8 protein-coding genes, 1 rRNA gene and 1 other RNA gene are annotated in these 18,637 nt (G+C 55.5%); 1 reads left to right on the forward strand and 9 read right to left on the reverse strand.

Annotation, left to right across the window (positions count from 1 at the left end; genetic code table 11):
* Positions 1-38: 38 nt before the first annotated feature.
* Positions 39-9,596: an ESPR-type extended signal peptide-containing protein gene (locus tag ACTUHY_RS10905; protein ID WP_442827734.1), complete on the reverse strand. Its 9,558-nt coding sequence runs from the start codon at positions 9,594-9,596 to the stop codon at positions 39-41.
* Positions 9,597-10,056: 460 nt separating this feature from the next.
* Between ACTUHY_RS10905 and ACTUHY_RS10910 the strand changes: the two genes are divergently transcribed.
* Positions 10,057-10,830 (forward strand): alpha/beta hydrolase family protein, encoded by a 774-nt coding sequence (locus ACTUHY_RS10910; RefSeq protein ID WP_442827735.1) that lies wholly within the window; start codon positions 10,057-10,059, stop codon positions 10,828-10,830.
* A 6-nt stretch (positions 10,831-10,836) separates the two neighbouring features.
* Here the strand turns inward: ACTUHY_RS10910 and ftsY are convergent, their stop codons facing one another.
* From ftsY to rrf, 8 genes are all read right to left on the reverse strand, one after another.
* Entirely contained in the window at positions 10,837-11,760 is a 924-nt protein-coding gene (gene ftsY, locus ACTUHY_RS10915; protein ID WP_442827736.1) for a signal recognition particle-docking protein FtsY, read from the reverse strand.
* Positions 11,757-15,320 carry a chromosome segregation protein SMC gene (gene smc / locus ACTUHY_RS10920; protein WP_442827737.1) on the reverse strand — a complete coding sequence of 1,188 codons (3,564 nt, stop codon included), beginning with the start codon at positions 15,318-15,320 and terminating at the stop codon, positions 11,757-11,759. The genes ftsY and smc overlap by 4 nt, the downstream gene beginning before the upstream one ends.
* Before the next feature lie 11 nt (positions 15,321-15,331).
* The gene (gene pyrR / locus ACTUHY_RS10925) at positions 15,332-15,883 is read right to left on the reverse strand and encodes a bifunctional pyr operon transcriptional regulator/uracil phosphoribosyltransferase PyrR (protein WP_442827738.1); all 552 of its coding nucleotides are present in this window, start codon (positions 15,881-15,883) and stop codon (positions 15,332-15,334) included.
* 16 nt (positions 15,884-15,899) lie between these two features.
* A complete protein-coding gene (locus ACTUHY_RS10930) occupies positions 15,900-16,778 on the reverse strand; it encodes an RluA family pseudouridine synthase (protein ID WP_442827741.1) in 879 nt (292 codons plus the stop codon).
* Between the two features lie 35 nt (positions 16,779-16,813).
* Positions 16,814-17,293, reverse strand: coding sequence for a signal peptidase II (gene lspA / locus ACTUHY_RS10935; protein ID WP_442827739.1), 480 nt, complete (start codon positions 17,291-17,293; stop codon positions 16,814-16,816).
* Between the two features lie 44 nt (positions 17,294-17,337).
* A non-coding RNA gene (ssrS, locus tag ACTUHY_RS10940) (6S RNA) lies at positions 17,338-17,520 on the reverse strand.
* Positions 17,521-17,600: 80 nt separating this feature from the next.
* Positions 17,601-18,389, reverse strand: coding sequence for an enoyl-CoA hydratase-related protein (locus ACTUHY_RS10945; RefSeq protein ID WP_442827742.1), 789 nt, complete (start codon positions 18,387-18,389; stop codon positions 17,601-17,603).
* Positions 18,390-18,511: 122 nt separating this feature from the next.
* Positions 18,512-18,628: ribosomal RNA gene (rrf, locus tag ACTUHY_RS10950) — 5S ribosomal RNA — on the reverse strand.
* Positions 18,629-18,637: the final 9 nt, after the last annotated feature.

Here is an 18,637-nt window from a genome sequence, read left to right on the forward strand (position 1 = left end):
AGGAGGTGCTGCGCGGAACGCGCAGCACCTCCTGCTTTTTACTTTCCATGATGTTTCTTGCTGTCTTCCACGGTCCGCACCCGCTCGATGGTGGGTTTCCCGTGCTTGTCTTTTTCGATCACGTCGATGCGGATGTACTTCAATTCTCCGTCGAATTCCTTCACCAATTTGCCCAAGGTCCCGTCCTGGTTCAAATCCGGGTTGGATGCGGCACCACCCATGATGGCCCGGTACAGCAAGGCGGCGAATTCATACCGGGTCATCATCCGGTCTCCTTTGAACTGCCCATCCTCATACCCTTCGATGATCCCAGCCCGGGCCAATTTCATCACGTAGTCATAAGCCCAGTGGTTTTCCGGGATATCCGGGAACAGGGCATCCTTGTCCACCGCCATCACCGTTTTTCTTGACAGCTGGTTCATCAGGGTCTTCATCTGCTGCATCTCTCCATCCTGCCGGGCTACCAGGGCCTTCAAATCCCGGATTTCCTTGGCCATGGCCACCCGGCTGTTGGAGACATGGTTGTGCTGGCCGATCTTGAAGGTGGCTCCCACATTGATCATGTTCTCTCCGCCGCCGGTGCTGCCACCGATGCTGAACATCACATCTTCGTTAGGCCGGTAGAAGGCTCCCAGGGCCACGGCGTTGGCCCCACTGTAGTTCCCGGCTCCCACCGCAAAGTCCAGTTTGTCATCCGGATCGAAATCCAAGGGATGGAGGGCGGCCAGGGCCGCAGAATTGGCCCCCACCCGGTCCACCCGGCTCCCCAGTTTATCCAGGCTGCTGCCCAGCTGGTTGATGGCCCGGCCGGTCTGCTGGAGCTGGCTCACGTTCACCGCATCCGTGGGCGCCGTCCCCGGTGCCACGTTGTGGATCCGGTTGCCGCCCATGCTGACGCTGCCCTGCTGGATGGTGATGTCCTGCTGGCTGCTGTCCCCGGCCTTCACGGTAAGGCCACCGTTATTGATGGTGGTATTGCCCGTGGTGACGCTGGTGAGGCCGGTGAGGTCCTTGGCCAGACGGACATTCAGGGTATTGTCGTCCCCTCTCACAATGCCGATATTGTTGGCATCGCTGACGTCCGTGGCGCCGCCCTTGATATTCAGGGTATCGCCCATGCCGACTTTCACTTCTTTCCCGTCGTCCCCCTGGAACTTCCGACCGCTGTTCACTTTGTCACTGACAATCTTCAGCTGGTCTTCCGTGGCGGCCCGGCCCTTCTGGATATGTTCTCCATCCCATTGGGTGTTGTCCAGGCCATTCAGGTAATTGCCTTCTACCGGGTTGCTGTCCCCCGCCGTATTGGCCTGTTGCCCCAGGGTCAGTGTCTTGTTCCCGGAACCGATGGTCACCTGGCCTTTGGAGCCATCTACGGTGACTTTATTGGCGCCGTCACCAGCAGTAACCTTGGCCCCGTTGCCATCGATGGCAACCTGTTTGGCCTTGTCCTGATCATCTCCCAGGGTGATGTTGTCATTCAGGTTCACCGTATGGTCATCCTTTACGGTGATGTTCTTGCCGCTCTTGGACTTGACCGCTTCAGCCGCCTTGCCAGCTTCATCTCCGGCGATTTTCTTCACATCGCCGATGCTGGCCGCGTTGTTGTCTCCGGCAGTGGCATACTGCTTGCCGTCAATGCCGCTTCCGATGTGGGTGATCTGCTTGGTTCCGCCGTTGATGCCATCTTTGGTAATGGTGATGTCACCGACTTTTACCTTGTTGGTTTCCACTCCTTCACTGTTGATGGTGGTATTCCCAGCTTTAAGGCTGCCCTCTTTGCCCAGTTCCACATCCTTCTTCAAAGATACTTCCAGGGCATCGCCATTGACCTTGGTTTCGATGTTCTTCCCATCGCCCTTGACGGCAATGGTACCGCCCAGGTCTTGCTTCACGGTGTTACCCGTTTCATCAGCCAGTCCGAATCCGCCCTTTTCAGCGCCCTTGATTTCACCAATGGCCTGGCTCAGCTGGCCTTCCGTCGCGGCCCGGTTTTCCACAATATTGTTTTTGTCCCATTGGGTGTTATCCAGGCCGGTGATGTAATTGCCTGTTTCGGACGTATGCTTCCCATTGGGCTGTTCCCCGATGGTAATTTTCTTGGAAGCATCCTTGCCCACCGTGACTTTGGCAAAATCCGGCGTATCGGTCATGACGATTTCCAACCCATCCTGATCACCATTCTGACGGACACCCAAGTTCTTTCCCGTAGCCTGGGCCAGCTCATCCTGGTCCTTGAGGCCACCAGTCAGATTCAGCAGGGTCCCCAGATCCCGATGGACCGTTTTCCCGTCGTTGCCTCTGAAATCCAGTCCCCTTTTCGTTACTTCTTCATCCAGGCTCTTGGCAATATTCTTCACATCTCCGATATTAGCACCATTATTGTCGATGTCATACACATAGGAAATCGGTCTTCCCTTTTCGTCCACCTTGATTTCCGAAGCCCCGCTGGCCATATGGCTCACCTGGGTATCCATCGGATTCCCCGCCTCATCTACAGCTTCAAAGGTCACGCGGGTCTTGTCCACCTTCCCTTCTTTCATATCGTACTTTACGGTCCGGTCATAGGCTTCGTCCACCTTCGTCTTGGATGCGATGTCCTTGATGGTGATGGTCTTGTCCGGGTACTTGGGATCGTCCTTGTGCTCCATATCCCGTACCGTCAGGGTCAGTTCTCCGTTGGTGGCGGTATAGCTGCCATCATCCGTATTGGGGTTCTGGACTAGCTGATAATCCGTGCGTACGGTATTGCTGTCAGTGATGGTCTGAGAAAGCTTGGCCAGCTGGTCTTCCGTTGCCGCCCGGCCGCTGACATATTCCGGATCCACCACGTTCCAATCCTTGTTAGAAAGGCCCGTTGCATAGCTGCCTGCGGAGGGATGGTTGTTCTTATTGGTGGTCAGCTCCGTATTGCTGAAGGCCCCGATGGTCAGATTTCCTGCTTTCAGGCTGCCATCTTTATCCAATTCCACATGTTTCGCCAGGCGGACATAGAGCTTGCCATCCTTGTTCTTCACCCCGATGTTGTTATCCGTCAGGCTGTCCAGGGCGGCTCCCCCGATGATATCCAGCTGCTCGTTGAGCTTCTTGCTGATGACTTTCGTGGTATCGTTTTGCCCGTCGTCCCCGGCGAATTTCAGGCCGTCCTCCAAGGTAGCGACCGTATGGATGTCTTTCCCATCGGTGCCGTCCTGTCCGTTCTGGTAGACGATCCGGGTGATGTCCGTTCCGTCCACCCCGGGCTTGCCGTTGGTGCCGTCTTTCCCCGGCTGGCCTTTTTCGGTGCGGATGAGGGTGGTGGTGATACCGTCCTTCCCATCTTTCCCATTGATGCCGATGGAACCGGCAGCTCCGTTTTCTCCCGCTTTCCCTGCCTGGCCCACGGTGACAGTGTTAGCCGTCAGGTCCTTATCCAGCTTGATGGTGATGTTGCCGCTGTCATCCACTTCCGTGGTCACATTGTCCGCACTATAGGTATGCCCGGATACCGGATCGATACCCTGGACCTTGATGGTCCCGCCCATTTTTACATTATGGACTTTTCCATCCGTTGTGGTCCGGGTATTGGCATCGAAATCCAATCCTTTGGCGACTCCTTCGAAGCCCCCAATGGTGATGTCGTTGCTCACGGTCCCATCGGCATTCTGGACCTTCAGGGTCACGGTCCCATCCTGAGCCACCGTATATTTTCCATTGGTCCCAGCTGCAGGATTCTGTACCAGACGCAGGTCGTTTTTCAGCACATTGCTCAGATCGATGGAGATCTTTTGGGGATTCCCCTTTCCATCCCGATCATTCCGGGTGATTTCCAATGTCTTCCCATCAGCCGTCACACTGCCCCCCGTAGCATAGTAATCGTGGAGGCCGGTGATTTCCAAAGGATCGGTCTTATTCTGCTCCGTCAGATAGAGCTTGCCAGTACCGTCGTTGGTCCCGGTGCCCTCTCCGTTGTACTTCACCGAGCCGCCGGTGACGAATACATCCCCCTTCACCGTACCGTTCTTGATTTCATCGACCACAGCCTGGAGCTGGTCTTCCGTAGCCGCCCGGCCTTTCATGATCTTGGAAGCATCCCAGTTGGTATTCTGGAGGCCTGTGATGTAATAATTATCATCCGGGTTGGCACTGGCTGATCCATCGGCATTCTTCCCGCTCTGTTTGCCAATCACGATGCCGCCGTCATAGGTGTCCCCAGTCTTGCTGCCGCCCACCCGGACAGTGTTGAACCGCACATCGTCAGCGGTAGCAATGGTCACTGTATCCCCGGTGCCTCCCAGTTGGATGTTCTGGCCAGCCGCCAGGTTCACCACCCGGCTGGTGGGGGTCACGTCTTTTCGTTTGGTGCCGTCCACTTCCAGTTCCCAGCCCTTGTTCACCGTATCGATGACTGGCTGGACGGTACTGCTGGCGATATTCTTCACATCTCCGATGTTGGCCCCATTGGTGAGGGTATCGTACTGGTTGGTGGCCGTATCGATGCCGCTGCCCATATTATTGACCTGGTTGCCACCAAAGGAAATCTTGTCACCATTGATGACCACATTTTTCGTTTCATCCGTGGTATTGGTGATGGTCAGCCCCTTACCTTCCAGTTTCGTATTTCCTGTGGTGACGGAAGTCAGATCTTTCAGTTCCTTGGCCAGTTTCACCGTCAGGGTGTCGGTGCCGTTGGAGACCACACCGATGTTTCCGTCGGTGAGTTTCCCTGTTTCCTTCACACCGCCATTGATGGTGGTCTTCTGGTTCATGGTCCGGGCAAAGCCCTTTTCATCCAGTTTCCCGTCGCTTGTGATATCGCCGGCATAAATCTGGCCGTCGTCCATGGTAGCGATATCGTGGCGGAGCCCCTGGGCATCCTGGTACCCCAGCCGAGTGGACTTGGTTTCGTTATCGGACGTAGTAATGTTCTTTCCATCCTTCAGGGTCTTGTCCCCATAATGGACGCTGGTGTCCGCCTGGGCCGCTTTCCCGTCCTTATCTTTCCCGTCAGGATTGCCCGTATAGATCACGTCGCCCGTAGTCACCGTAGTGAACGAGGGCTTTTCATCCATCAGGATGGAGATGTCCCCATTTTCGGCAATCCGGGTAGTCAGGTTGGCAGTGCTGTAGCTGTGTCCGTCGGTTTCGTCGCTGGCCTTGATGGCGATAGTATCGCCCAGGCTGCGTTTCACTACTTTGTAGCCCTTGTAGTTTTCGCTGGTGTTGGAAGCATCCTTGGTATTGGTGGTGAAACTCAGACCTTTGGCGATGGTATTGGTATTGTTGGTGATTTGGGTCGTGTTGTTGGTAATGTTGGTGGTATTGCCGCTCACCGCATCAGAGACGATCCGCAGTTCATCTTCCGTAGCGGCCCTTCCGCTCACATAGGTGGGAGATTCCACAGTCCATTCTTTGTTGGTCAGTCCCGTTACAAATTCTCCGCCTTTGGCATGGCCACCGGTGGGCTGTCCGTTCTGGACCGCATCCAGCACGCCATCGGCATAGTGGCCGATTTTGGCCGTACCGGCCGTGACAGTATTCAGCCCGGTCAAATCTTTATTCAGTTTGAGTTCCAGTTTGCCATTGTCCTTATCCTGGCTAGAAACGACGCCGATGTTGTTGGCTGTGGCCAGATTGTCTTTGTTGGTTTCTCCACCGGTAATGCTGAGTTTCTGGTTCAGTTTCACCGCAGAAGCAGTGCCCTGATCGCCGCTGAATTTCAGCCCATCATCCAAAGTGGCGATGAACTGGGTGGAACCGTTGGTGATGTCCCCATATTCCAGGCGCTTGAATTCATTGGCTTCGTTAGCCGGATAGGTCTTGCTGTCTTTCAGATAGGTGATGCCAGAACTGATGGCGTTGAAGATATAGGTCGGCGTCTTGCCCGTATTGTCGTACAGGGCCACATAGCCGCCGGTATCCTGACCGATGCCCAAGACCACCTGGCGCTGGTCGTTGGTTCCATCGTTCTTCACCACAGAGACAGTGGTCCCGTCAATCTTCACCGCTTCTTTCACCGGATACGTCTCTTTGGATCCCGGAGCCGTCCGGAACTGAGCCACGCTGTTCACTACCAGGCTGCCGCCTTTGTGTTCTTCCTGTTCACCCAGGACCACATCCTTGCTCAGGGCCACGTCGTAATTGGCCTGACCGTCAGTGGTATGCCGTTTCAGCTCCAGATTGCCGCCTTTGACCAAAGTATCATCGGCCGTGGCCTTGTTTCCACCTACGGAAACAGTGGTGTGTTTCCCTGCTAGTTTGCCCACTTCTTTCAGCTGGGCCAGGTTCACCGCATCCGTATCCTGGGAACCGGCTGCTACCCCGGTGATCTGCCGGGTCAGGGTGCTGCCGTTGCCCACCGCGATGGCATTGGCATTGGAGACCCAGGCGGCAGAAGTTTGGGTCGTTTCCGCCCCGGTGGCGGCATCATACCCTTTGACATCGCTCTGCCGGTCAGCTACGGATCCGCTGCCCAGTGCCACCGTATCCGCCAGTTTGGCCTGAGAATCTTTGCCGATGGCAGCCGCATTGGTGGCATTCTTGGCTACAGTCCCGCCCAGAGCTGCTAGAGAATTTTCTCCTTCAGCAGTGGAGTTTTCCCCGAAGGCCAGGGCATTTTTCCCGCTGGCGGTGGAATCACTACCGAAAGCGGTGGCACTTTCCCCGCTGGCCTCCGTCCGTTCCCCAAAGGCCGTAGCATAGGTACCGCTGGCTACCGTGCCGACTTTCTTTGTGGTGCCATCTCCATTGTCAACCTTTTTATCTCCGCCGCCCCAGGCTGTGGCATACAGACCGGTGGCCTGGTTTTTGTTGCCGAAAGCCGTGGCTCCAATTGCGGTTGCTTGGGTCAAATTACCGAAGGCCGTAGCGTTCTGCCCGGAAGCCAGGGTATCGATACCAAAAGCCGTGGCATTGGATTGAGTCGCCTGGGTCCGCTGGCCAAAAGCCGTGGCTCGCTTTTCCGTGGCCTGGGTTCCCTGCCCGAAGGCCGTGGCATTGCTGCCGCTAGCCTTACTCCGTTCCCCGAAGGCCACTGAATTATCTCCAATGGCTTGATTGTTGGCTGCTGGAGCCGTATTGTCCGTCTGTTGGCCTCCAAAGGCCAACGCATAGCGGCCGGAAGCTGTGCCATACTGGCCGATGACCGTAGCGCCTGTACCGTCCGCTTTGGCTCCGGTACCGATGGCTACGGCATTTTCGCCCGTTGCCGAGGCATTGACTCCCGCAGCCAGGGCGTTACTCCCGGTGGCACCGGCATTGTTGTAGTTGCTATCGGTGGTCGAATCTACAGAGTTCACGCTGTAATCGTGGACACCGCTGCCCCCGGTTCCGCTTCCCCCGCCATTGTTGACCAGATTGACCACCTGTTTCAGCTGAGCCACGTTGACGGCATCCGTATCTTCTTTCCCGGCGGCTACATTGGTGATCTGGCGGGTCTGCTGAGCATAGTGGACATTTTTCGACCCATCCCAGACATCCTGTTCAGAAGAACCTACGGAAACAGCGGCCAGAGTGGAATTCCACACCGGACCGGAACCGGCATTGTGATTTTTGTTATTGCTTGCCGGGTCATATCCCCCCTGATTGTTGGCTTCCCGATCCGCATAGGCTTGGCTGCCCAGGGCTACTGCATCATGGAGGTTCATCTTGACCCGGGCGGAATCCCCGATGGCCGCCGAAGCCTGCCCCCCCTGTTCGATGGTGGCATTGTGACCCAGGGCGATGGCACCGCCATTCACTGTATTCGTCGTACTGGCTCCTACACCCATGGCAATGTCATAGACGGTATCTGCATTGGTATTGGAACCGATGGCGATGGCCCCGATATTCTTCATGCCCGTGGAACCATTGTTGTTGCCAGTGGTGGCTTTCGTCCCGATGGCGATGCTTTCCCCAGCCGCGGATTTTGCCTGATGGCCGATGGAAATGGCCCCTTCGCTGTCATCCCCGTTATTCCCAGCATAGGCTTCTTCCCCCAGGGCGATCCCGTTCTTCATATGGACGGCCGCTTTGGTGCCGATGGCAATGGAATCAGTGGCCTGATTGTTGTTGTCCCCTGTAGTATTGACCGACTTCCCGATGGCAATGCTGCCGTCATGGAGGGCATTGCTGTTCAGGCCCAGGGCCAGGGCATTGTTTTCCGCCGTATTGCCGTAGCCAATGGCGATGCCGTAGTCCCCATCCGCATCATTCGTATTTTCCCTGCTGATTTTGTTGTGGCCGCCCAGAGCCAGGGCATAGGCCCCGGTCACGGTATTGGTGTCGCCGAACACCGCATTATAACTGCCCTTCACGGTATTATTGGACCCCAGTACATGGGTATAAGTTGCTTTCGGCGTGGTACCCCCGTTCTGCTGCTGGCCGTTTACGTTATTGTTATAGCCAATGGCCGTACTTTCATCGGCACGGGCAGTGTTCCGGACGCCCATGGTCGCCGTATAGTAGCCATCGGCACTATTGTCATGGCCAATGGCCGTGCTGGCATACTTGGCCTTGTTGTCCTTGCCGATGGCTACGCCCATATAGTCGGTCACGCTGTTTTCTCCGATGGCCACACTGTATTCCTTGGCATAGGACTCATGGCCGATGGCTACAGCCGACCGGCCTTCTGCCGTCACATCGCTGCCCACGGCCACTGCATCGGTGGAATCGATGAGACGGGGCACCATGTAGTATCGGTCTACAAAGGTCCCGTCAGAGGCATAGTATCCCTGCCGGCTATTAGTAATATTCCCCTGGTCATCCAGCCAGTAACCGGCAGAATCCTTGTCACTGGTCAGTTTGCCGTAGCGGTCCACATAGTAGCTGCTGACGGAATTCAGAACCTTAGCCTTATTGCCGATGGCCGTAGAACGGTCCCCTTCGGCCACATTGTCCACGCCCACTGCGGTAGCTCCGCTGGTGTAATAGGACTGGCGGGTCCGGTCCTGGCTGTAATAGGTGGCCACATTGTTGTAGACTTCTACGGCCTTACGGTAGTCTTCATCCGTGCTGTAATAGCTCCGTTCCGGATATTTGGCCCGGACATTATACTCATCATCCATGTACTGGCCCGGGGTCAGTTTATAGACTTCCACCTGTTTGTCATCATAGGTATTGGTGTCGGGATTGTAGACTTTGACCGTGATCCATTCCGTATCCAGCTTCTCATAGGCATAGGATTCATCCCCGCTGATGGGTTTCTTGGTCTCTGTGGAATGGGTGAATTTGCCGATGCCATTCCGGGTGCCCAGCGCCACATTTTCCGCCTGCTTATCCGACCGTGCATTGCCGGTCTTGGGATCCTTCTGGATGGGAGAGACCTGGTTGTCCTTCCCCACGATCAGGTTGCCCTGGGAATCATAGGTGGCATAGGCATCGCTTCCTTGAGCGGTGGTTTCCGTCTTGTTCTCGATATTCACCGCCTGGTTGGCCGAGGCATTGCCCGTATTGGAAGCAGGCGCAGCAGCAGCCAAAGGAGCCGAAGAAAAAGCCAGCCCCAAGGCCAGGGTCAGGCTGTAGACTTCCTTCGGTACAGAATTCCGGCTGGAATGTTCCTTCCCATGGTTCCGTGCGATTTCCGATACGACTACATAACATTTTTTGACTTTGCTCCAGATGACTTTATAGATTTTATTCATTATGGCTTCCTTTCTTTTGAAAATCTGGTTTTCCTGAAGATGGCCTGGAAGAAAGGCTCGGTCCACAAAAAGAAAAAGCCTAGAACAGAACTCTTTCTGCACCAGGTCCCAATCAAACGCAGTACGCCCTCTTCGCGCACTCTTTTTCCTTCTCCCTCAAGGGATCTTCAGCAAAGCGAATCGGTAATCTGTTTTCCCTCCAACGCCCGGTTATCGATAAGCGTTCCTCCTTCCTACAGATTCTTTTTATTGACAGCTACTGATTCCCATGTCATTACTCTTATAATTTATCATAATTTTAGTACAAGTTCAACGGTAAAAAGCTATGTATATTCATATTCTATATTCCATATGCCTTTTATATGTTTATACAGTACAAAAAAAAGACTATCTCCTCTGGCAAATCCTTCTCAACTGTTCTATACTAATACCCGTGACTAAAAGAAAGGATGCCTGCTCCATGGAAAAATATATCGATATCAATGAAAAGGGTTTCAGTATCCGGTGCAAGCTATACTATCAAAAAGATTTCCGGAACATCCCCAGCCTGGTGATCTGCACCCACGGATTCGGGGGCAACAAGGAAAACCACTCGGCTGCCAAATTCGCCCAGCAGCTGATCACCAAATACAAGAGATATGGGGCCCTGGTGTTCGACTGGCCCTGTCACGGCATGGATGCCCGGAAGAAGCTGGTGCTGGAAGAATTCATGACCTACCTGACTCTGGTGGTGGACTATGCCCATAAAGAACTCCACGCCACAACCCTGTACAACTACTCCACCAGCTTCGGGGCCTATCTGACCCTGAAATACATGGCGGAAATCGGGAATCCCTTCAAAAAGGTGGCCCTCCGGTGCCCGGGGATCCATATGGCCCAGCTGGTGAAGAACTACCTGTCCCCAGAAGAAATGGAAAAGCTGGAAAAAGGAAAAGAAGTCCAAGTGGGCTACGAACGGAAAATGAAAATGGACAAACAGTTCGTGGACGACCTGGAAAAATCCGACGTGCGGAAGTATGAATACTTTGATTGGGCAGACGATATGCTGATCCTCCACGGGACCAAAGACAAGCTGGCTCCTATCGAAGATTCCCGGGAATTTGCCGAAAACAACGTGATTACCTTCCTCCCAGTAGAAAACGCCAACCATACCTTCAGCGACCCAAAGACCAGCGACTTCGTCGCCCACACCATTGTGGAATTCTTTGGACCGAACACGAAAAAAGAGGGCTGACTTTCGTCAGTCCTCTTTTTTCGTCTCAAACAACGCTTCCACAAACTGTTGGGGATCGAAGGGCCGGAAATCCATCATCCCTTCCCCTATGCCGATCCACTTTACATCCAATCCCAGTTCTTCCTTGATGGCGACCACCACGCCCCCTTTGGCGGTGCCGTCCAGTTTGGTAAGCACCACGCCGGTGACATGGGCGGTTTCCAGGAAGATCTTGGCCTGGCTGATGGCGTTCTGGCCGGTGGTGGCATCCAGCACCAGCAGGGTCTCATGGGGCCCGTCCGGGATCTCTTTCCGGATCACCCGGTAGATCTTGTCCAGTTCCTTCATAAGGTTGGTCTTATTGTGGAGCCGTCCGGCCGTGTCCACGAACAGCACATCCGCCTTCCGGGCGATGGCCGCCTGGACCCCGTCATAGACCACTGCCGCCGGATCCGCCCCATCTCCGTGGGCGATCACATCCACCTGGGCCTTCTTTCCCCAGATCTGGAGCTGTTCCGTGGCACCGGCCCGGAAGGTATCCGCGGCGCACATCATCACCTTGTAGCCCATGAGCCGGTAGTAGTTGCTCAGTTTGCCGATGGTGGTGGTTTTCCCCACGCCATTGACCCCCACCACCAGCACGATGGAAGGATGCCCTTTGAAGCGCATCCGGGGACCGGTGGTCTTCAGCATCTCAGCGATATAGTTCTTCAGGAAGGGCAGAGCTTCCGCCGGCGACTTGATCTGCCGGGTGACAGCAGCTTTCCGCAGGGCAGCCATGATCTTTTCCGTGGTTTTGATTCCCACATCCCCGGCGACCAGGATCATCTCCATCTCATCCATGAAGTCGTCATCCAGTTCTACGCTGGCTCCCACCAGCTCTTCCATCCGTTCGGTGAAATTTTTCCGGGTCTTACTGAGCCCGTCTTTCAGTTGTTCGATAAAACTCATGATTCCGGTACCTCCGATAATTTCACAGACAGGACCCGGGATACCCCCGATTCTTCCATGGTGACCCCATGGAGCACATCTGCGGCTTCCATAGTCCCTTTCCGGTGGGTGATCACGATGAATTGGGTCTTCTGTCCATAGGCTTTCAGGAATTGGGCAAAACGGTCGATATTGGTTTCATCCAAGGGGGCGTCGATTTCATCCAGGATCACAAAGGGCGCCGGCTGATAGGTCAGGAGGGCGAAGAGCAGGGCAATCACCGTCAAGGCCCGTTCCCCGCCGGAAAACAGGGACAGATTCCGCATCTTCTTCCCCGGCGGCTGGACTTCGATCTCAATGCCGGATTCCAGGATATGGTTTTCGTCCTGGATCCGCAGCCGGGCCCGTCCTCCACCGAACAGTCTCTCATAGCAATCCCCGAAATATCCATTGATCTTGCCAAAGGCTTCCCGGAAGCGGCGGGTCATATCGGTGTTGATACCGCTGATCACAGTTTCCAGCTGGGCCTTGGCCTGGGTCATATCCTCATACTGCCCCTTCAGGAATTCGTACCGTTCCCGGGCCGCCTGGTATTCTTCTTCTGCCGCCTGGTTCACCGGTCCCAGGTCCGCCAGTTTCTGGGAGGCCTGAGCTTCCCGCTTTTTCAATTCTCCTTCCGGCAGTTCCCCAGGAAAGGCCTCCTCCCGGGCGGTTTCCTCGGTAAGTCCATAGGTTTCCTGGAGCTGCTGCCGTCCGTGTTCGGCTTCCGCCGCTTTTTTCACCTGTTCCATCTCGCTGTTGTGGAACCGCTGCTGGACACTGGCTTCCTGTCCCTTCAGGATGATGCCCTGCTGGGTCAACTGCTGCCGTTTGGCCTGGAGGGTTTCCTTTTCCTGGAAGAACTGCTTCCGGGCCTCATCGGACCCTGCCAGTTCCTGTTCCAGGGCGGCGATCTTCTTTTCCAGGAGGGTCCGTTTCTTTTCACAGTCTCGGATCGTGCCTTCCTGCTGCCGGACTTCTTCCTCCCCACGAGTGATTTCCTGCTGGGTCTTTTCCCCCAGCTGATCGATGGACTGGATCCGCATATCCAGGGCTTCCAGCTGGCTTTTCCCCGCATTGACGGAAATCAGGGCATCCTGATACCGGCGGACCGCCGTTTCCAGCTGGGTCCGCTGTTCCACCAAGCCAGCGCTGAGGGCCTGGGCTGCCTTTTTCCCTTCCAGGTCGGCCTGCTCCAGCTGTTCCACTTGGGGAGCCAGTTCCTGGGCCTGGGCTTGGAGAGCCAGGAACCGTTCCGTCCCCTGCCGTTTTTCCCGCAGCAGCAAGTCCATTTCTTCCTGCTGTTTCTTTTTCTGATCCGTCCCCTGCTGGACCCGGGCCTCTGCCCCAGCTTTTTCCACTTCGATTTTCTGGAGTTCCTCCAGACACCGCTGCCGGGCCTCTTTTTGTACTTTTCCCGTTTGGGTCAATGCCTCCCGCTGCTGCCGAATAGCTCCGCAGGCTGTTTCCAAGTGCCGGGTTTCTTCTGTCAGCTGCTGGATCTCCTGTTTCCGGGAAAGGAAACTTTTCCCCGGCTGTTTCTGGCCGCCGCTGAGGGAACCTCCTGCATAGACCACATCCCCTTCCAGGGTCACCACCCGTACCCGCATATCGGCTTTCCGAGCAGCTGCCAGGGCGTGGTCCAGGGTATCGGCCACCAGCACCTGTCCCAAGAGGAACTGGACTGCAGGACGGAGACTTGCTTCGCACTGGACCAGATCCCCAGCGATCCCGATGATCCCTGGGCAGCCCAGGGCCGTTCTTTCCCGGCTGCCCAACAGCCGGGGCCGCAGGGTATCCAAGGGTAGGAAGGTAGCCCGCCCTCCTTGTTTCTTTTTAAGATAGGCAATGGCTTCCTTGGCAGCCTGGGCATCCCGCGTGATGATGTCCTGGAGAGCGCCCCCCAAAGCCGTTTCCAAAGCGGTCACATAGGTCCCTTCCACAGTGAACAGTTCCGCTGCTACACCGCAGATCCGCTCCCGGAAAGGTTCCTGGGCACCCAAGACCGTCCGGACCCCTTTGCTGAACCCTTCATGTTCCCGTTCCATGGCAGAAAGTACCTGGAGCCGAGCCTTTTTCTGATTCAGGGTCCGCTGGGACTGTTCCAGCTGCTGGTTTTCTTCCCGGTACCGGTGGACGCTTTCTTCCAGTTCCCGGTTCCGCTGCTGAGCTTCTGCTTCCAACTGCTGTTTCCTGTTTTCCAGGTTTTCCAGCCGGGACTTTTCTTCCTGTAGCTGTTCCGTCACGGCCTGGAGGCTTTCTTCTCCTTCCTGGACCTTTTCCTTCAGCTGTTCCTGCTGCCGATGGAGCCGTTCCTGTTCCTGACGGACGCTGGCCAGCTGGTTCCGGGTCATCACCAGGGTCCGCATGCTGTCAAAAGCCTGTTCCTGGTAAGCTTTCAGTTTTTCTTCTGATGCCTGGACCGCCCCGGTCAAGGTCTCTTTTTCTGCTGACGCCCTTGCCAGCAGTTTCTGGGCCCGGTACTGGGCTTCTTCCAGTTTGTCGTACTCTTCCGTTACCAGTTCCAGGTTCTCCTGGCTCCGAGCCAATTCCTCTTCCAGACCGGACCGGCTTTTGGCCAGCTGAGCGATCCGGTTCTGGCTCTGCTGGATCCGTTCCCCTAAAACGGCCTGCTGGCTCCGGTACCCGGCAGTTTCTTTTTCCTGGGCCAGGGTTTTCTCCTGGTAGGCATTGTACGCCGCTTCCAGGTCCTGGAGCTGCTGTTCCAGCTCTTTTTCTTGGGTACCTAGGGCCGCGGACAAGGCGGCCAGTTCCTGGAGCTGTTTTTCCAGGTCCTGGAGTTTTTCCGTCAGCTGTTCCTGCTCTTTTTCCAAGGAAGCCAGCTGTCCCAGGATCCGGGTCACCTTCACCTTCCGCAGCCGGGCACTGATTTCTTTATACTGCCGGGCTTTTTCCGCCGCTGCCTCTAAGGGGATCAGCTGTTTCTCGATTTCGCTCTGGATATCATGGATCCGGAGCAGATTGGCGGCCGTATCGTCCAGCTTCCGCAGGGCTTCCTTTTTCCGGAGACGGTACTTGGCGATTCCCGCCGCCTCTTCGAAAATGGCCCGCCGGTCCTCCGGACGGCTGTTGAGGATCTCATCGATCTTGTTCTGGCCGATGATGGACAAAGACCCCCGGCCCAATCCGGTATCCGCCAAAAGGGCCACTACATCTTTCAGCCGGCAGTTTTTCTGGTTGATGGAATATTCGCTGTCCCCGCTCCGATAGACCCGGCGCTGGAGGCTCACTTCCTCGAAATCCACTGGCAGGCAGTGGTCCGTATTGTCAAACACCAGGTCCACTTCCGCCATCCCCATGGGCCGGCGGCCGCTGCTGCCAGCGAAGATCACATCCTCCATCTTCGTACCCCGGAGGTATTTCACGCTCTGTTCCCCCAGGACCCAGCGGATGGCATCGGAAATATTGCTCTTGCCGCTGCCGTTGGGCCCTACGATGGCCGTGATGCCCGGTTCGAATTCGATATTCACTTTATCTGCAAAGGATTTAAACCCATGGGCTGAAAAGCTTTTTAAACGCACGGCATTCCCTTCTAAGCCCGGATGTCCGACAGAGACACTTCATCGTTCCCATCGATCTCTGCCAGGGCCACATCCACAGTCTCACTGTTGCTAGTAGGGACATTCTTCCCTACATAATCGGCCCGGATGGGCAGTTCCTTGTGGCCCCGGTCCACCATCACAGCCAGCTGGATGGCTTTGGGCCGCCCCATATCGATCAGGGCATCCAGGGCACTGCGGATGGTCCGTCCGGTGAACAGTACATCGTCTACCAGGATCACCGTCTTCCCATTCAGATCGAAATCGATATCCGTTTCGCTGATCACTGGATTGTACCCCAGGGTGGAGAGATCGTCCCGGTAGAGGGTGATGTCCAGAGAGCCTACGGGCAGTTCCACCCCTTCGATCTGCTGGATTTCCCGGCCCAGCCGGTCCGCCAGAGGCACGCCCCGGGTACGGATCCCCACCAGTACCACATGATCCACGCCCTTGTTCCGTTCCACGATCTCGTGGGAGATCCGGACCAGAGCCCGACGCATGGCATCCGCATCCATAATGGTTTTTTTCTTCACCGAAGTAGTCATAACGATTGCCTCCTTGTTAATGGAACTGCCCGTGGCGCAGACGGGTCAGGATGGTTTGCATATCTTCCGGCACCGGAGCCGTAAAGGTCATCCATTCCCCAGTGCGGGGATGGCAGAAGGTAAGCTGTTCCGAATGGAGCGCCTGCCCGCTGATGGAAAAACAGGTCTTCTGGGGCGCATATTTCGGGTCCCCTACCAGCGGGTGGCCGATGTAGGTCATATGTACCCGGATCTGGTGGGTCCGTCCCGTCAGGAGCCGGCAGCGCACCACCGTAAACTTTCCGTAACGCTCCAATACCTCATAATCTGTCGCCGCCCAGCGGCCTCCGCTGGGAACCACAGCCATCTTTTTCCGGTCCCTGGGGTCCCGGTCCAGCTGGGTTTCGATATGGCCATGGTCTTCTTTGATATTGCCCCGGACAATGGCCAGATAGGTCCGTTTGGCTTCCTTTTTCTGGATCTGTTCCGCCAGGAAAAGATGGGCCTGATCATTCTTCGCACAGATCATCACCCCGCTGGTGTCTTTATCCAGCCGGTGGACGATGCCGGGACGGATGACCCCGTTGATGCCGGAAAGGTCCTTACAGTGGTACAGCAGGGCATTTACCAGGGTCCCATCCGGATTCCCAGCGGCAGGATGCACCACCATGCCCCGAGGCTTGTTCACCACGATCACATCTTCATCTTCATAGAGGATATCCAGGGGGATATTTTCTGGCTTCGCTTCCAGCTCCACCGGGGGCAGCACCGTTACCTGGAACACATCTCCGGTCTTCACCTTGGTATTGGCCTTCACCGGCTTCCCCTCCCGGCAGATGAGTCCTTCCTGGAGGTCATGCTGGACATTGGATCGGGTGTTTCCCAGCCGTGCAGCCAGGAACACATCCACCCGCATTCCCTTTTCTTCTGGGGTGGCCGGCTCGGTCACCTTTAGGACTGCTCCTTCCGGGATCCGTCCGGCGTCTCCAGCCTGTTGTCCTTCTTGTTTTCGTCCTCCAGCATACTCCATACGATCAATCCCACTCCCAGACAAATAAAGATATCTGCCACGTTGAACACGGGCCAGAAATGAAAATCCACAAAATCGATCACATACCCAGTAGCGATCCGATCGATCAGGTTCCCCAGAGCCCCCCCCAGGAACATTCCTGTCCCCAGCCGGGCTCTAGGCCCTTCTCGGTGGATATGGTCCCGGAACAGGAAAATAGCCCCTGCCGCAGCCAGGGTGATTGCTACGAAGAAAGCTCTTTTGTATTCCAAAAGGCCAAAGGCAGCCCCCGGATTCAGCACATAGGTACAGCTGAGTATCCCGGGGATCACCGGGATACTCATGCCGACAGTCATGGTATGGGTAATGAATGATTTGGTGATCCGATCCAGCAGGACCACCAGGAAAATCTGGGTGAGCATCAGCTTCAACAGGCTCCTTTGGGATATTTTGGTATAAAAAAAGAAAGAGCCCTACAATGCCGTACCAATTCCGAGTTTTGAACCTGCCTAAGCAGGTGGGTGCCCTCCCTGTCATATCTGATGTCCCCTCGAAAGGGCATATCATCAACGGCCGGAGTTCACGGGCTCCCTTATAGAGAGTGTTGGCTCAAAACATATGGAATTCGACTCGCACATCGGAGGGTTGCTCTTTTATCTCTATTATACAGCCTGATGGACAGATTGTCCAGTTTTTCAGGAACTTTTTCCCAGCAGGCAGGCTGGCTCCCTATTTTCCCAAGAATACTGGCTTCCGTTTTTCCAGGAAAGCCTTCATCCCTTCTGCCTGATCCAAAGTGGCAAAGCAATTGCCGAAGACTTGGGCTTCATAGCTGAGAGCCGAAGCCAGATCCATGGACATACCGTGGTTGATGGCATCTTTGGCAGATCCGATACCAATGGGCCCCTTTTCCATGATTTTCCGGCAGACTTTCTCACAGGTCTCCAGCAGCAGTTCTGGAGGCAGGACCCGGTTGACCAATCCGATCCGGTACGCTTCCTGGGCATCGACCAGATCTCCCGTGTAGATCATCTCCTTGGCACGGCCTTTGCCGATGAGGCGTGTCAGGGTCTGGGAACCGCCGAACCCGGGGATGATTCCATAGTTCACTTCTGGCTGTCCGAATTTGGCCGTAGAGGAAGCGTAGCGGAAATCACATGCCAGGGCTAGACCCAAGCCGCCACCCAGGCAATAGCCATTGACTGCACCGACCACCACCATGGGTAGATTCTCGATGGCATTGAAGACTTCATGGCCGAAGCGGGAGAAAGCCATGGCCTCATGGGCCGTCATCTGGCTCATGGCGGTCAGGTCCGAACCAGCCACAAAGGCCTTTTCCCCTGCTCCCTGGAGGATCACCGCCTTGACCCTGGCATCCGTCCTGAGCTGGTCGATGCAGCTCTTCAATTCCTGCAGTGTCAGGGTATCCAACGCATTCAGGACCTTTGGCCGGTTGATGCTGATGTGAGTGATCCCGTCTTCTTTTATCGTTACCAGTAAATTCTTGAAGTTATACATAGCACGCTCCATAAAATAAGATTTTTTAGAATATTTTAACGCATTTCATAGAACTTTGGCAATATAGAAATGCGGATTTCCCATAAAGAAAAATTCCGCATCCATCAGATGCGGAATTTCCTAACCGGCAGCTCCCTATCCTCCCGGACCGTTTCCAGTCGAGTACTTTCGGCGTATAAGGGCTTAACTGCTGTGTTCGGCATGGGAACAGGTGGATCCCCTTAGCTATCGCCACCGGATTTTCAATT

It is taken from the genome of Acidaminococcus nyctereutis (assembly GCF_052216985.1).
In the GTDB taxonomy this organism is placed as follows: Bacteria; Bacillota; Negativicutes; order Acidaminococcales; family Acidaminococcaceae; genus Acidaminococcus; species Acidaminococcus fermentans_A.

Excerpts from the sequence above, each read along its gene's own strand:
- lspA (WP_442827739.1), bottom strand. The coding sequence starts at position 17,293 with ATGCTCACCCAGATTTTCCTGGTGGTCCTGCTGGATCGGATCACCAAA.
- ftsY (WP_442827736.1), bottom strand. The coding sequence starts at position 11,760 with ATGAGTTTTATCGAACAACTGAAAGACGGGCTCAGTAAGACCCGGAAA.
- ACTUHY_RS10905 (WP_442827734.1), bottom strand. The coding sequence starts at position 9,596 with ATGAATAAAATCTATAAAGTCATCTGGAGCAAAGTCAAAAAATGTTAT.
- pyrR (WP_442827738.1), bottom strand. The coding sequence starts at position 15,883 with ATGACTACTTCGGTGAAGAAAAAAACCATTATGGATGCGGATGCCATG.
- ACTUHY_RS10910 (WP_442827735.1), top strand. The coding sequence starts at position 10,057 with ATGGAAAAATATATCGATATCAATGAAAAGGGTTTCAGTATCCGGTGC.
- ACTUHY_RS10945 (WP_442827742.1), bottom strand. The coding sequence starts at position 18,389 with ATGTATAACTTCAAGAATTTACTGGTAACGATAAAAGAAGACGGGATC.
- ACTUHY_RS10930 (WP_442827741.1), bottom strand. The coding sequence starts at position 16,778 with ATGCGGGTGGATGTGTTCCTGGCTGCACGGCTGGGAAACACCCGATCC.